Raw genomic sequence first — 14,997 nt, 5'->3', positions numbered from 1 at the left:
TTGGAACCGGCTTTGCATAAAGAAAGACATAACACGCGATCAACCGATCTGTTGACCGAAGAAGAACGAAGGACGGGAGGAGAGACACTGAACGCATCGGCAGCGCGTGCTGCCGGATCGCGGCAGGGCAGCTCAACTTTCACCACCTTTGCCGAGAGACCGTGCGATCCGGCGCCTTGCCTGATCGCATGACATGAAACGGCGAAAGCCGCCAAACGCGACCGTTTGATCGGTCTCAGAGCTTTAAGGAGGCTCATGGCATGACTTTGACGCTTAACAAGATCACGTCACAGCGTGGTATCTCGGTCGGGGAGGCGACCAAGAAAATCGCGGATCTCGGCTGGAATCCATCCTATGTTCAGGAAGCTGCGACCTTCCCGACAGATTACAAGATCACCAAGGCCCCGCGCGACCCGATGAAGCAGGTGCTGCGCTCCTACTTTCCGATGGAAGAGGAAAAGGACAACCGGGTCTATGGGGCGCTGGATGCCGCGCTGCGCGGCGACATGTTCCGCAATGTGGAGCCGCGCTGGATCGAATGGATGAAGCTGTTTCTGGCGATCATTCCCTTCCCCGAGATTTCGGCCGCGCGCTCGATGGCCATGGTGGCCCGGCTGGCCCCCGGCGAGGATCTGCGCACAGGGTTCACCATGCAGATGGTCGATGAATTCCGCCACTCCACGATTCAGATGAACCTGAAGAAGTGGTATATGGAAAACTATATCGACCCCGCCGGTTTCGACATTACCGAAGAAGCTTTCGGCAAATGCTATGCGACGACCATCGGCCGCCAGTTCGGCGAAGGGTTCATCACCGGCGACACCATGACCGCCGCCTGCATGTATCTGACCGTTGTTGCCGAAACCGCCTTCACCAACACGCTTTTCGTGGCCATGCCGTCGGAAGCCGCCCGCAATGGCGATTACGCGCTGCCCACCGTCTTCCTGTCGGTGCAGTCGGATGAAAGCCGCCATATCGGCAACGGCCATTCGCTGCTGATGGCGGCGCTGAAAGAGCCGGAAAACCATCTGCTGCTGGAGCGCGATCTGCGCTATGCGTTCTGGCAGAACCACGCCATCGTTGATGCCGCGATCGGGACATTCATCGAATACGGCACCACCAACCGCGACAAGGAAAAGGAATCCTATGCGGAGATGTGGCATCGCTGGATCTTCGAGGATTACTACCGCACCTATATGCTGCCGCTCGAAAAATACGGCGTGAAGATCCATCACGACGATGTCCAGGAAGCCTGGAAGCGCATCACCGAGCGCAATTATGTCCACAAGGTCGCCCAGTTCTTCGCGGTCGGCTGGCCGGTGAACTTCTGGCGGATCGAAGCCCAGACCGACAAGGATTTCGAGTGGTTCGAGCACAAATATCCGGGCTGGTATGCCGAGTTCGGCGAATTCTGGAAATGGTATGCCAAACTGTCGAAACCCGGCGAGACGGTCGTCACCTTCAATCAGGACACGGGCTATGTCTATCCGCATCGCTGCTGGTCGTGCCTCGTGCCCTGCCTCATCCGCGAGGATATGGTGATCGACCAGATCGACGGTCAATGGCACACATTCGCCCATGAGCTGGACCGCTGGACCGCTGTCGAAGCCTTCTCGGACGAATATCAGGGGCGGCCGACGCCGGCGATGGGCAAGTTCTCGGGCAAGCGGGAATGGGAAACCGTCTATGATGGCTGGGATCTGGCCGATGCCATCGTCGATCTGAACTTCGTGCGTGAAGACGGGCAGACTCTGGTGGCCCAGCCGCATCTGCGCTTCGACAACAAGGACATGTGGAAGCTTGAGCATGTGCGCGGTCATACGCTGCGCTCGCCGCTCAACATGCTGCGTGCGATGTCGGATGACGAACGCAACGCCCATGTCGCGGAGTACCGCAAGGGCTTCACGATCAACCCCTGCAACTGAAACCAAGAACCGGGAGCCGCGCAGGCGGCTTCCGGACCTGCGGACATGCAACAGGCGTGTGCCGTTCTTCAGGGAGGAAAGAATGACGGAAGTTTATAACGTCCGTTTGGAGCCGGTTGGCGTCGAATTCGAGGTCGAAGAAGGCGAAACCGTGCTCGATGCCGCATTCCGGCAGGGAATTGCACTGCCGCATGGCTGCAAGGAAGGGCAATGCTCTGCCTGCAAATGCGTCCAGCTCGATGGCGAGACCGAGATGCTGAATTATTCGACTTTCGCGCTGAATGAGATGGAAAAGGACAGCGGGCATATCCTGATGTGCCGGACCCTTGTTCACAGCGATGTCGAGATCGAACTTCTGAACTACGATGAGGAAGTGCTCTCCAAATCGATCCCTGTCCGGAAATTCTCTGGCAAGATCGTCGATTTCCAGAAGCTGACCCACGACATTCGGAGTGTTCAGATCGAATTGGATACACCTCTCAAATTCTGGGCGGGCCAATATGTCGACATCACGGTCAGGACGGAAACGGGGGAGGAGATTACACGTTCGTTCTCCATGGCAAATCCGCCGAGCGAAGCCGAAAAACTCGGCTTCATCATCAAGAAATATCCCGACGGGCGATTCTCGAACGAGCTTGACGGTGGAGGAATCAAGGCCGGTGCCGAAGTCAGTGTCGAAGGCCCCTACGGAATGTGCTTCCGACGCGAAGGACGGGAAGGACCGGTAATCCTGGTCGGGGCCGGTTCGGGCATGTCCCCGGTCTGGTCGATCCTGAACGATCATATCCAGAGCGGCGAGGCGCGCCCTGTCTATTTCTTCTATGGCGCAAGGACACAGGCGGATCTGTTCAAGCTTGACGAGATCGCAGCCCTGACTGCGGGCCATCCCGCGGTGGAATATGTGCCCGTGCTCAGCCATGCCGATGATGATGCCAGCTGGAGCGGCGAGCGCGGTTTCGTGCATGAAGTCGTCGACCGTCGGCTGCGCGAGCTTGGTATCGACGGCGAAGGCGATGTCTATGCCTGCGGCCCACCGCCGATGATCGACGCGCTGACGCCGGTGCTGTTCATGCATGACTTCGACAGCGACCACATCTTTTTCGACAAGTTCACGCCGACTTCCGGTTCTTCGGGCCACTGAGACCGGCCCGAACGCTAGTGACGTGAAACCAACCAAAGGGAGGCTACCATGGTAGCAACATCAAGTTCAGTCGGTTCCGGCGCCGCAGGTGCCGCATCCTTCATCGGCTCGACCAGCCGCCGCTACAATTATTTCGAACCGCGCGGCAAGCGGGCGACGCATTACGAGGATGTCACCGTTGACGTGCAACCCGATCCCGAACGCTACCTGATTCAGGACTGGATCATCGAGTTCGAGGGCGGCAAGGGCGGCGGGGCCTATCAGAAGGACAATACCGCAGCGCTGTCGAGCAACTGGCACGCGTTCCGCGCGCCGGATCAGGAATGGGAGCGCACCCATTTCCAGCGCCAGTCCAAGATCGAGACAATGGTGCAGAATGTCATCTCGAATGCCCGCAAGGCTGGCGCGCACAAAGCCTTTGACAAGGCCTGGCTGACGATCCTGCAAAAGCATCTGGGGGCCTGGAAACACGCCGAGTTCGGCATGGCGACCTCGCTCATGCAGGCGCAGCGTTACGGCTATACGCAGATGATCAACAATGCCACGCTGACCAATTCCTCCTACAAGATGCGCCTGACTCAGGACATCACGCTGTATCTGGCCGAGATCGGCATGGATATCGAGGGCTGGAATGATGAACTGGGCAAGCAGACCTGGCTGGAAGATCCGATCTGGCAGCCGGCCCGCGAGGCGATCGAGACGATCATGGGCTGCGAGGATTATCTGGAGCAGTATTTCGCCATCAATATCGTCTTTGAACCGCTGGTGGGAGAACTGGTCCGCTCGGGCTTCTTCATGCAGGCGGCGGCGGCCAATAACGACTTCATCACGCCGCCGGTGATTTCCGCCGCCGAGGCCGATTACGAGCGCAATCTCGCGAATACGGTCGATCTGATCTACCTGCTGGCCAATGACGAGACCCATGCGGATCACAACCGCAAGCTGTTCCGCTCCTGGATCGCCAGGCATGGTGCGCTTGCCGAGAAAGCCGCGAATGCCCTGCAGCCGGTCTGGTCGCAGCCGCATTCCAAGCCGGTTTCCTTCCAGGATGTGAAGGAAGTCTCGCGCGAGCGTCTGGCCCAGATCCTCGCCGAGCTTGGCCTCAACTGATCACCCAGCAAGGAACACACTCATGTCAACCATAGCGCGCAACGCTTCGAACAAAAACATCTTCAAGTCGATGCAGGACATCGACATGACCACGCGCGAGGTGTCGCATCAATGCGGTGTCACCATGAATGACTCGGTCGAGGCGCGGGCCATTGCCGAGTTCATGGAAGAGAACAACCCGTCAGTGACGATCACCTACAATCCGGCCACCATCCGGATCGATGGCGAAGGCAAGCTGATCTTCAAGATGGACGAGATCACCGAATATCTTGGCCGCGAGATGACGGCTGAGATCTTCGAGGTGAACACGTCGACCCATTATGGCCGGATGGTCCGGGTCGATGACAATACCGTCATCCTCTTCGGGGATATGAACGAAGTGATGGAATATATCTGATCACCCGTCAGCGCGGGCGCGGCGAATGTCGCGTCCGCCACACCCACAGGCCAGATGGGAACCGTCCTGCCAGCCATGACGCGGATCCCGTTCCCGACAAGAAGACGCGGGGCCTCGCGCGGCGATGCGCGGGGACCGCTGGACCCCAGAATATTACACATCCAGGAGGACAAGATGTTCAAGACGCCTGAAGGCAAGGAAATCTTCGTGATCGATGGCCACACCCATTTCTGGGACGGCAGCCCGGAAAACCAGTCGAACATCCATGGCAAGCAGTTCATCGATTGCTTCTATGCCTATCATACCAATCTGAGCCCGGCAGAGCAGCTGTGGGAGAAACCCAAATTCGAGAAATACAGCGAGGAAGATATCTATCGCGACCTGTTCATTGATGGCCCCGATGACATGGCGATCATCCAGTCCACCTATCTGCGGGATTTCTACAAGAACGGCTTCTCGTCGATCGAACGCAGCACGAAGATGGCCGAGCGCTATCCGGAGCGCTTCATCGTCAACGGATCCTTTGATCCGCGCGATGGCGAGAAGGCGCTCGAATATATCCATTACATGAAGGAAGAATTCGATATCAAAGGTGTCAAGATGTACACCGCTGAATGGAACGGCGACAGCAAGGGCTGGGCGCTGAACGATCCGTCGGCCTATAAATGCTTCGAGCTCTGCGACAAGCTGGGCATCCGCAATATCCACGTTCACAAGGGCCCGACGATCATTCCGCTGTCGAAGGACGCCTTCGACGTCCATGACGTTGATTATGCCGCGACCGATTTCCAGAACCTGAACTGGATCATCGAGCATTGCGGCCTGCCGCGACTGGATGATTTCTGCTGGATCGCGACGCAGGAAACCAATGTCTATGCGGGTCTCGCGGTGGCGCTGCCCTTCATCCATACCCGGCCGCGTTACTTCGGCGAGGTGATCGCGGAACTGCTGTGGTGGGTCGGTGAGGACAAGCTGCTCTTCGGCTCGGATTATGCGATCTGGACCCCGCAATGGCTGGTCGAGAAGCTCTGGGCCTTCCAGATCCCCGAGGATATCTCTGCAGAGCGGGGCGGCGTGCAGCTGACGGATGCGGTCAAGGAGAAGATCCTCGGCCTTAATGCGGCGCGGCTCTATGATGTCGATGTCGAGGCCAGGAAGAAGCAGCTTGCAGCGGCACCGGTCCAGATCGCGGCGGAGTAAGCCGATGTTTCTGGCCAGCCTCATGACAGAACGTGAGCTTGAAGTCTGGGACCGCCTGTCGGCGGTCTCGGATCCCGAGCTGGACGAGCCGATCACCGACATGAAATTCGTCGAACAGGTGGAGATCACCGATACGGATTCGGTTCTGGTCGAGTTCCGGCTGCCCACCTATTGGTGTTCGCCCAATTTCGCCTTTCTGATGGCCTTTGGTATCCGGGCGGAAGTCTCGGCGCTGCCATGGGTGCGCGAGGTCACGGTGCGGCTGAATGACCATTGCTTCGGCGATGAGGTGAATGCCGGTGTCAATAGCGGCCGCAGTTTTCACGAGATCTTCGCCGAGAATTGCGGCGGTGCCGTTCTTGGCGAGGTGGTCGATAAATTCGCGGCCAAGGCGTTCGACCGGCGGCAGGAAGTTGTGATGCTGGCGGTTCAGGCTCTGGGCAGATCGGCGGAACAGATTGTCGCCATGACATTGGGGGCGCTGCGCAGGTTGCGCTTCTCCGGCGAGGAAGAGCTGCGCCAGCTTCCGCGCTATCTTGATCTCATGTCAGAACGGCGGCTGGCGGTCACGGACGATGATCTGGCCTTCCCGACATGGCAGGGATGCGCCATTCCGGCCGAGGATCTCGCGGTGCATCTTGGTCGGCTGCGCAGCACCAGGATCAACATGGAGTTCAACGGCGCATTGTGCCGGGGGCTTGCCTCGGCGCGATACCGTGAAGTCGAGATCGGGCCTAACGGGCCGAGCTTGATGGATTTCATGGCGGGGCGCGTCCCGGCGCGGGTGGCGTCAGAACCGGGGCGCTAGGCGATAAACGACTGAAAAACAGGGGAGAAGGTCCGGGGAATCCCCGCGACCGAAGGAGGAAGACATGGCTAAACAGATCATCCACGGAAAGACGGCACGCAAAGCGCTTGCGCGCGGTGTCGCGCGGCTGGCGGCGGCGGTCGAGCCGACGCTGGGGCCGAAAGGGCTGAATGCGATGGTGGATCGCCCGGTCGGCACGCCGCTGGTGACACGCGATGGCGTCAGCATCGCGTCAGAGATCGAACTGACCGACCGTTTCGAGAATATGGGCGCGCAGGTGGTGCGCGAAGTGTCGATGCAGACCAATGAGGTCGCCGGCGACGGGACGACGACAGCGATTGTTCTGGCCAATGCCATGATCCAGAAGGGCGTCGAGATGACCGAAAGCGGAGTGCGCCCGGTCGATTTCTGTCGCGGTATCGATCTGGCCGTTCAGGCGATCATTGACGCGATTGATGCCTCGTCGCGGGACTGCGAGGACAACCCCGAATATCTGGAAGCCGTGGCGCGGGTGTCGGCCACGGATCCGAAGCTGGGCGCGATGGTTGCGGATGCCTATCGCCGCGTCGGGCGCGATGGCGTCATCTCGGCGGATTTCGGCGTGACCATAGACACGACGATGGAAGTGGTCGAGGGCATGTCCTTCGAGCGCGGCTATATCTCGCATCACATGGTGACAGACCGCGAGAATATGGAAGCCGTGTTGCGCAACCCGCTGATTCTGATGACAGATCAGAAGATCCTGAAGCCCGAGCTGCTGGACAATGCAAGACAGATTGCCGATGCGGAAAACCGTCCGCTGCTGATCATCGCCGAAGAGATTGCGCCGGAAGTAGTGATCACGCTGCTGGAAAATGGCGGCGCGGGGAAATACCTGATCGTGCATCCGCCCGAATATGGTCATTGGCGTGCGGCGATGATGGATGATCTCGCCATCCTGACCGGCGGCGAGGTTCTGGCGCGTGATCTGGGCAAGAAAGTCGAGAATGTCACGCGGGCGCAGCTTGGCGGCGCGGGGCTGGTGCGCACGCAGGCGTCGCATACCAGTATCCTGCGCGGTGCGGGCGCGCCCGAGGCGATCATGGCCCGGCGCGCGCAGGTGCAGCGCCAGTATGACGCGGCGCCGCCGAATATCGAGAAAGACAAGCTGCGCGAGCGCATGTCCAAACTGACCGGCGGCAGCGCGATCATCTATGCGGGCGGCTTCACGCCGGTCGAACAGAAGCGGACGATCCAGCTGATCGAGGACTCGCTCTGCGCGCTGCGTGCTGCGGTGGAAGACGGGGTTGTCGCGGGCGGCGGAACGGCGCTCGCGCAGCTTGCGCCCTGTCTGGATGACCTCAGGGTATCCGGTGATATTGCCCGCGGCGTGGCGCTGGTGCGCTCGATCCTGACCGCCCCGGTCCGGCGTATCGCCCGCAATGCCGGTGCCGATGCTGATATCGTCTCGGAGAATGTGGTCAATGCGCCGAAGGATCATGGCTACAACGCCGTGACCGGCGAGATCGGCGACATGTTCGCCGCCGGGATCATCGATCCTGCCCGCGTGCCCGCCAGTGCGCTGGTGAATGCAGCATCCGTCGCGACGCTGATCCTGACCACGGAAACGCTGGTCGGCCATCTGGACGAGGGCGAGGTCGATCCGACCGAGGGGCCAGCGCTGGGCGGTGGTGCCGAATTGCTCGGACGCAAATGAACACAAACAAGGAGAGAATGACATGACCACACAGAAACTGGCTGGCAAGACAGCACTCGTTTCAGGCGGATCGCGCGGGATCGGGCGCGGGATTGCGCTGGCACTGGCGGCAGAGGGCGCGGATATCGCCTTTTGCCATTACCGCGACAATGACCGCGCCGCCGAAACCGCCAAGGCCATCGGCGCATTGGGCCGCAAGGCCTATGCCGCTGAATGCGACGTGTCCTCTGTCGCGGCGATCCAGGCATTCTACGCAGATGCCAGGGCGGCCTTGGGGGAGATTGATATTCTGGTCAATAATGCGGGCCATAACATCACCGAGGCTTTCGAGGATATCAGCGAGGAAAGCTTCGACCGGATGCTGGATGTGCATGTGAAGGGCACGTTCTTCATGGCCCAGACCGTCTATCGCGACATGAAGAAGCGCGGCAGCGGCCGGATCATCAACATCACCTCGCAACTGGCCTATAAGGGCGCGCCGACGCTCACGCATTACTGCGCGGCCAAAGGCGCGAACATGACCTTCACCCGCGCACTTGCGCTTGAATGTGCTGGCACCGGGGTTCGGGTCAATGCTGTCGCACCGGGGGTCACCAATACCGACCTGCTGACACCGCTGTCGCAAGAACTGCTCGACACGCTGAAGGCGGCGATCCCGCTGGGGCGCTTTGCGGAAGTGGACGAGATCACGCCTGCGGCGGTGCTGCTGGCCTCGCCCGAGGGCAGCTTTTTCCACGGCACCTGCATTTCGCCCAATGGTGGCGAGGTCATGATCTGACAGGTTGGAGAGGGCGCGCGATGCCCGGTTCCGGGCGAATGCGCGCCGGTCTTCTCCGGCTGTCTCAGTTTCCGGGATGCGGTTTTCCGGTATCGCATCCCGGCGCACCCCGCGACCGCAAACCCCCTCCGGTCGCGGGGATTTGGCGTGCTCGACAGTGCTTCTGATCGGGCGCTGGTCATGAGGGAAATGCCCTGTCGAAACCTGTTCCGCTTCGGGGCGAAAAAGCGATGCTGCGACAATTTGACGTAGCATCACTCTGCATCAGGTGCTAATATTTTGCGAGGGAGGAATGCGCGTGGATATTATTTCTAAGCGCGAAGGTCCGCGTCTTGAGGACGTGCGGGCCAAGCGGCTGCTTTCCGAGAATGCCGGAACCATCCGCAGGCTGGCTGACCAGATCAGCAATGGCGGCTTCACCCGGATGCGCCAGGAGCAGGCACGCAGGAACGAAGAACCGCAGCCCGAAGGATTGCTGATCCATTCCATGGCAGGGTCAGCCAGACCTGTTGAACCCGAACCCTATATCCGCGTCAGTCTGAACGGCAGGGTCGTGCTGGCGGACCGGATCAGTGGAAAGCAGATGCAGCTTCTGGGGGAGATCCGCAACAGCTTCGGTTCGAGGGTGTTTATTCTCGCCACCGAAGAGAATGGCTTTCTGTCGCCTGTCGATGACGAGACCCGGCACGCGCTCCGCCAGTTCGAGGGCGTGCAAATCGATCCCGCGCTGTCAGATCTGGATATCGCCCGGATGTTCGGGGAGTCCCTCGGGCTTGTGGATGCTCAGCATTCGCAGCAATGCGCTTCCGGCACACAATCGGAGAAAGGGCAGGGTTTACCCCAAGATGACTCGAGCGAGCTATTATAAGGCAAGCAAGGATAAGGTCGCGCCAAAGGTGGTAAGGTCTGATACATCAACGGATCGCGATATCCGTTCGGCATGGGAGTCCTTCGTGACATCCGATATGTCCGGGAGTGCTCATCCGGACCACGTTCGGGAGGATATTTTCGCCTCCTGGAAGCGCAGTCTGCAACTGGGGGTGGATGCGGGCAATCTGGGGACGCGCAAGATACCCGATGATAACGAGATTGCCCTGAGGCGGGAACGCAATCTGCATCTGCGCAAGGCCGCTTTGGCGGCCTTCCGGCGTCTGGAGCCGCATCTGAGTGAAGCAAAATCGATCCTGATCCTGGCCGATGATCAGGGCGTGATCATTGATGCGATCGGCGATGAATCGGTCCTTGACGACGGACAGGGCATCCATCTGGAAGTCGGTGGGCAATGGAATGAGAAATTTGTCGGCACGAACGGGATCGGCACTGTCCTGACAACCGGCAAGCCGATGTATGTTCATGCCTCGGAACATTTTGTGGAAGGGATACAGAGCTGGACCTGCGCAGGCGCCCCGATCCGCAACCCGTTTGACAATTCCATTATCGGTGTGGTGGATCTGTCCGGCCCGCCCGATATCTTCCGGCGGCACAATGTCGCGCTGGTGCTGGCCGCCGCCCGTGAAATCGAGATCGCGCTAGCAGAGCGTCAGCGGCAGGACCGCACGCAATTGCTTGAAGCCTTCCTGCAATCGAAATACAGCCGCACTGACAGTTCGGTTCTGCTGCTCGACAGCAGCGGGCGCATCGTATTCCGCAGGGGGGTCGATGAGGCGCGTTTCCCGGCACCTGAAAAACTCATTGTCGGCCACAAGCTGCTGCCGGATATCGAGGGGATTTCCGACAAGGACTTGCCCCGGCTGCTGCCCCCCGAAGTGCAGGCGCAGGGGCTGGAGCGCCTGATCCTCGGGAATGCCTATCGCGGTGCGGCGCTGTTTCTGAAATCGGATGGCGCGGGTCTGCGTTCGGATTTCAGCGCCCGCAGCATCAGGCCACGGCGCAATGTGTCCGAAGCGACAATCCATATCATCGGGTCATCGCCGGGCATGCTGGAAGCCATCGAGCTGGCAGAACGCGCCGCAACCGCCAACGTCTCGGTGCTGATCCAGGGTGAGACCGGGGTCGGCAAGGAGCTTTTCGCCCGGCTGATCCACAGCCGGCTTGACCGCGCAGAGGCGCCCTATGTGCCGCTGAACTGCGCGGCGATTTCAAGTGACCTCATCGGCGCCGAGCTTTTCGGCTATGTTGACGGTGCTTTCACCGGCGCGGTTCGCGGCGGCAGGCCGGGCAAGTTCGAACTTGCCGATGGTGGGCTGCTATGTCTGGACGAGATCGGGGATATGCCGATTGAATTGCAGCCCTATCTGCTGCGGGCGCTGGAACAGCGGGCCGTCTACCGGATGGGCGACAACAAGCGCCGCGCCGTGGATGTCCGGCTGGTGGCGATGACCAATCGCGACCTGCGGATGGAAATCGACAAGGGCCGCTTCCGGCGCGATCTTTTCTACCGGATCGGCGTGGTCACGATCGAGGTTCCGCCGCTGCGCCAGCGCGGCAATGACATCCTTGCGCTGATCGAGCATTTTTCGGCCCATTATGCGCAGGAAACCGGTCGGCCAAAGATGAAATTCGCCGAGGATACCCTTGATCTGTTCCTGAAATACAGATGGCCCGGCAATGTGCGCGAACTGCGCAATCTCATGCAGCGGATCTATCTCGTGGCCTCCGGCCCGGTCGTGACCGCGCGCGATCTGCCGCCCGAGTTGCGCCGCGATCTTGACGAACCAACGCCCGAGGCGGATTCGCTTGAGATCATCCTGAGCGGTCATTCCGGGGATCTGGAAAGCATCGAGGAAAGCGCCATCCGGCGCACGATTCTGGCGGAGAAAGGCAATCTGACGCGCGTGGCGGCGATTCTGGGGATTTCGCGTCCGACGCTTTATCGCAAGATGCGTCAGTATCAGATCAACCGGAGCTGAGCTTTCTGCCGTCTGTCTGGTCATTCCAGTCTTGCGGGCAGGTTTTTCACCCGCCGGATCGGAACCGAAGAGTCAAGCGAGGCGACCCCCGGCAGCTTGGTCAGGCGGCTGGTCAGGAAGCGTTCGAATTCCGCCAGATCGCTGACGGCAACCCGCAGCAGATAATCGAAGCGCCCGGTCATCAGCCAGCATTCGACGATTTCGGGACAACGCTGTATCTCGGTCTCAAACGCCATCAGCCGGTCGTCGATCTGCCGGTCGAGCCGCACGGAAATGAAGACGCTGAAGCCAAATCCCAGTCGCGCATCATCAATGGATGCGCTGTAGCCGGTGATGAAACCCTCGGTTTCAAGCTTGCGGATGCGCCGCGCGCAGGGAGAGGGCGAAAGCCCGACCTTCTCGCTGAGTTCCTGATGGGTCAAACGGGCATCCTGCTGCAGCGCATGCAGGATTTTGTAGTCGATTCTGTCAAGGTTCTCGGGCATCGGCGCTGATTTCCATCGTGAGGGATGAGCTATGCGCGTGATTTCAGCGCAACTGGCCGGGAATGGCAAATGATTTGGTGCCAATCGCCGGATACAGATCGCTATCGTGCAACAACGCATTGATGGATTCGGGGACGCGCGACATGACCGACACGGCTGCATATCTCAAGACAATCGAACAGCGGCTTTTGTGGCTGTCGCACTGGATGATCCACAATGCCAATCATCTCCGGCCCAAGACCGACGAGATCAAGGTCGGCGGGCATCAGGCCTCCTCGGCCTCTATCGTGTCGATCATGACGGCGCTCTATTTTTCCGCGCTCCGCCCCGAGGACCGGGTTGCGGTCAAGCCGCATGCCGCGCCGGTCTTTCACGCGATGCAGTATCTGATGGGCAATATCCCGCGCGAGAAGCTGGAGAATTTCCGCGGCTATGGCGGTGCACAAAGCTATCCGAGCCGGACCAAGGATGTCGATGATGTTGATTTCTCCACCGGATCGGTGGGGCTGGGGGTGGCGATCACATCCTTCGCCGCGCTGGTGCAGGACTATCTGCGGGCCAAATCCTGGGGCAGGGACGTCCCCTGCGGCAGGATGATCGCGCTGCTGGGGGATGCGGAACTGGATGAGGGCAATATCTATGAAGCGTTGCAGGAAGGCTGGAAGAACGATCTGCGCAATTGCTGGTGGATCATCGACTATAATCGCCAGTCGCTGGACGGGATCGTGCGCGAGGGTCTGCTGGAGCGCGTCGAGAAGATTTTCGACGCTTTCGGCTGGGATGTGATCCGGGTCAAATTCGGCCATCTGCAGCGTGCGGCCTTCCGCGAACCGGGCGGCGAAGCCCTGCGCGGCTGGATCGATGCCTGTCCGAATGCGGAATATTCCGCGCTGACCTATATGGGGGGCGCGGTCTGGCGCAAACGGCTGATGGATGATCTGGGGGATCAGGGCGATGTTTCGGCCCTGATCGCGCGGCGCAGCGATGCTGAACTGGCCGAACTGATGGAAAATCTGGGCGGTAATTGCGTGCAGACCATGGCCGAGACCTTCGCCGCCATCGACCATGATCGTCCGACCTGCATTCTGGCCTATACGATCAAGGGCTGGGCCACGCCGATTGCCGGTCACAAGGATAATCACGGCGGTCTGATGACCAAGGCGCAGATGGCGGACTGGCAGGCGCGGATGGGCGTGGCGGAGGGCGCGGAATGGGACCGGTTCGCGGCCGTGGATGACGCGGACGGGCTGCGCGCCTTTCTGGGACAGGTGCCGTTTTTTGCCCGTTTCCCGCGCCGCTTTGCAGAAGAGCGGCTGGATCTGCCGCAGCTGAACGCCCCTGCGGATCGCGAGATTTCGACCCAGCTCGCCTTTGGCAAGATCCTTGGCGATCTGGCCCGTGACACCGGCGCGCTGGCCGGACGCATCGTCACCACCTCGCCCGATGTGACCGGGACCACAAGTCTCGGGGCCTGGGTCAACCGCCGCAGGCTTTTTGCCCGGCAGGCGCAACCCGATGCGTTCATCGAGCATCGTATTCCCTCGACCGCGAAATGGGAGTTTTCTCCGGAAGGTCAGCATATCGAGCTTGGCATCGCCGAGATGAATCTCTTTCTGTTTCTTGGCGCGGCAGGGCTTGCGCATTCGCTCTGGGGCAGGCGGCTGATCCCCATCGGCACGGTCTATGACCCTTTCGTGCATCGCGGTCTCGATGCGCTGAACTATGCCTGCTATCAGGATGCGCGCTTCATCCTTGTCGGCACGCCTTCGGGCGTCACGCTTGCCCCCGAGGGCGGGGCGCATCAGTCCATCGGCACACCGCTGACCGGCATGGCGCAGGACGGTCTTGCCACATTCGAACCGGCTTTTGCAGATGAACTGGCCGAGATCCTGCACTGGTCCTTCGACTATCTGCAGCGCGACGGCGAGGGCGATCCGGACGAGCGCACATGGCTGCGCGACGAAACCGGCGGCTCGGTCTATCTGCGCCTGAGCACGCGACCGCTGGAACAGCCCGGACGCCGCGCCAGCGACAGGTTCCGGCAGGGCGTGATTGACGGGGCCTATTGGCTGCGCGAACCCGGTCCGAATTGCAGTGTCGTCATCGCCTATCAGGGCGCGGTCGCGGAGGAAGCGATCGCCGCTGCAGGGATAGCCGGGGAATACCGGCGCGATATCGGGGTGCTGGCCGTGACCTCTGCCGACCGGCTTGCGGCGGGCTGGAGCGCCGCGCAACGTGCCCGTGCGCGCGGAAATGCGGCGGCGCAGAGCCATATCGAACGCCTGCTGATGCCATTGCCGTCGAGTTGCAGCCTTGTGACAGTGATTGACGGTCATCCGGCAACGCTGGCCTGGCTCGGCTCCGTGGCCGGGCACCGCACCCTCGCGCATGGTGTCGAGCATTTCGGGCAAACCGGCACGATTCAGGATCTGTACCAGCATTTCGCAATCGACAGAGAGTCACTGCTCGCGTCTATTTCGCGACTGACCGAAGGGTGCCAGATCGTTGGGCCATGATGATAACAGGACTTGCTTGTTGATGGCGCGGATTGCGCCTTTCATTGACATCACAACGTGCCAAGATGTTG

At 60.4% G+C, this 14,997-nt stretch carries 12 protein-coding genes; 11 read left to right on the top strand and 1 reads right to left on the bottom strand.

The window, feature by feature from the left end; genetic code table 11:
• Window positions 1-260: 260 nt before the first annotated feature.
• The 10 genes from BG457_RS11230 (at window position 261) to BG457_RS11185 (ending at window position 11,925) form a co-directional block, all read left to right on the top strand.
• Window positions 261-1,925 carry an aromatic/alkene/methane monooxygenase hydroxylase/oxygenase subunit alpha gene (locus tag BG457_RS11230; RefSeq protein ID WP_071797246.1) on the top strand — a complete coding sequence of 555 codons (1,665 nt, stop codon included), beginning with the start codon at window positions 261-263 and terminating at the stop codon, window positions 1,923-1,925.
• Window positions 1,926-2,007: 82 nt separating this feature from the next.
• The gene (locus BG457_RS11225) at window positions 2,008-3,066 is read left to right on the top strand and encodes a 2Fe-2S iron-sulfur cluster-binding protein (RefSeq protein ID WP_071797245.1); all 1,059 of its coding nucleotides are present in this window, start codon (window positions 2,008-2,010) and stop codon (window positions 3,064-3,066) included.
• Window positions 3,067-3,114: 48 nt separating this feature from the next.
• Window positions 3,115-4,176: an aromatic/alkene monooxygenase hydroxylase subunit beta gene (locus BG457_RS11220; protein WP_071797244.1), complete on the top strand. Its 1,062-nt coding sequence runs from the start codon at window positions 3,115-3,117 to the stop codon at window positions 4,174-4,176.
• A 22-nt stretch (window positions 4,177-4,198) separates the two neighbouring features.
• Complete coding sequence (locus BG457_RS11215; RefSeq protein WP_071797243.1) at window positions 4,199-4,573, top strand: MmoB/DmpM family protein; 375 nt, start codon at window positions 4,199-4,201, stop codon at window positions 4,571-4,573.
• A gap of 174 nt (window positions 4,574-4,747) precedes the next feature.
• Window positions 4,748-5,773, top strand: a complete 1,026-nt coding sequence (locus tag BG457_RS11210) for an amidohydrolase family protein (RefSeq protein ID WP_071797242.1) — start codon at window positions 4,748-4,750, stop codon at window positions 5,771-5,773.
• 22 nt (window positions 5,774-5,795) lie between these two features.
• Window positions 5,796-6,581, top strand: coding sequence for an iron-sulfur cluster assembly protein (locus BG457_RS11205; protein ID WP_245770991.1), 786 nt, complete (start codon window positions 5,796-5,798; stop codon window positions 6,579-6,581).
• A 64-nt stretch (window positions 6,582-6,645) separates the two neighbouring features.
• Window positions 6,646-8,277 (top strand): molecular chaperone GroEL, encoded by a 1,632-nt coding sequence (groEL, locus tag BG457_RS11200; protein WP_071797240.1) that lies wholly within the window; start codon window positions 6,646-6,648, stop codon window positions 8,275-8,277.
• Window positions 8,278-8,299: 22 nt separating this feature from the next.
• Window positions 8,300-9,055 (top strand): SDR family NAD(P)-dependent oxidoreductase, encoded by a 756-nt coding sequence (locus tag BG457_RS11195; RefSeq protein WP_071797239.1) that lies wholly within the window; start codon window positions 8,300-8,302, stop codon window positions 9,053-9,055.
• A 298-nt stretch (window positions 9,056-9,353) separates the two neighbouring features.
• Complete coding sequence (locus tag BG457_RS11190) at window positions 9,354-9,923, top strand: hypothetical protein (protein ID WP_071797314.1); 570 nt, start codon at window positions 9,354-9,356, stop codon at window positions 9,921-9,923.
• Window positions 9,924-10,020: 97 nt separating this feature from the next.
• On the top strand, window positions 10,021-11,925 hold the full coding sequence (locus BG457_RS11185; RefSeq protein WP_245770990.1) for a sigma-54-dependent Fis family transcriptional regulator: 1,905 nt from the start codon (window positions 10,021-10,023) through the stop codon (window positions 11,923-11,925).
• Between the two features lie 20 nt (window positions 11,926-11,945).
• Here BG457_RS11185 and BG457_RS11180 read toward each other — a convergent pair whose 3' ends face one another.
• Complete coding sequence (locus BG457_RS11180; RefSeq protein WP_071797237.1) at window positions 11,946-12,410, bottom strand: Lrp/AsnC family transcriptional regulator; 465 nt, start codon at window positions 12,408-12,410, stop codon at window positions 11,946-11,948.
• A gap of 143 nt (window positions 12,411-12,553) precedes the next feature.
• On the opposite strand from BG457_RS11180, the gene BG457_RS11175 reads away from it, so the two are divergent.
• Complete coding sequence (locus BG457_RS11175; RefSeq protein WP_071797236.1) at window positions 12,554-14,926, top strand: transketolase; 2,373 nt, start codon at window positions 12,554-12,556, stop codon at window positions 14,924-14,926.
• Window positions 14,927-14,997 lie beyond the last annotated feature (71 nt).

This window comes from Natronohydrobacter thiooxidans, assembly GCF_001884735.1.
Lineage (GTDB): Bacteria > Pseudomonadota > Alphaproteobacteria > Rhodobacterales > Rhodobacteraceae > Roseinatronobacter > Roseinatronobacter thiooxidans_A.
The sequence above is the reverse complement of the archived record's forward strand: the minus strand, read 5'-3'. Positions and strand labels throughout refer to the sequence as shown.

Coding starts and splice junctions, on each gene's coding strand:
- BG457_RS11215 (WP_071797243.1), top strand. CDS start 4,199: ATGTCAACCATAGCGCGCAACGCTTCGAACAAAAACATCTTCAAGTCG.
- BG457_RS11205 (WP_245770991.1), top strand. CDS start 5,796: ATGACAGAACGTGAGCTTGAAGTCTGGGACCGCCTGTCGGCGGTCTCG.
- BG457_RS11175 (WP_071797236.1), top strand. CDS start 12,554: ATGACCGACACGGCTGCATATCTCAAGACAATCGAACAGCGGCTTTTG.
- BG457_RS11225 (WP_071797245.1), top strand. CDS start 2,008: ATGACGGAAGTTTATAACGTCCGTTTGGAGCCGGTTGGCGTCGAATTC.
- BG457_RS11195 (WP_071797239.1), top strand. CDS start 8,300: ATGACCACACAGAAACTGGCTGGCAAGACAGCACTCGTTTCAGGCGGA.
- BG457_RS11180 (WP_071797237.1), bottom strand. CDS start 12,410: ATGCCCGAGAACCTTGACAGAATCGACTACAAAATCCTGCATGCGCTG.
- BG457_RS11230 (WP_071797246.1), top strand. CDS start 261: ATGACTTTGACGCTTAACAAGATCACGTCACAGCGTGGTATCTCGGTC.
- groEL (WP_071797240.1), top strand. CDS start 6,646: ATGGCTAAACAGATCATCCACGGAAAGACGGCACGCAAAGCGCTTGCG.
- BG457_RS11220 (WP_071797244.1), top strand. CDS start 3,115: ATGGTAGCAACATCAAGTTCAGTCGGTTCCGGCGCCGCAGGTGCCGCA.
- BG457_RS11185 (WP_245770990.1), top strand. CDS start 10,021: ATGTCCGGGAGTGCTCATCCGGACCACGTTCGGGAGGATATTTTCGCC.
- BG457_RS11210 (WP_071797242.1), top strand. CDS start 4,748: ATGTTCAAGACGCCTGAAGGCAAGGAAATCTTCGTGATCGATGGCCAC.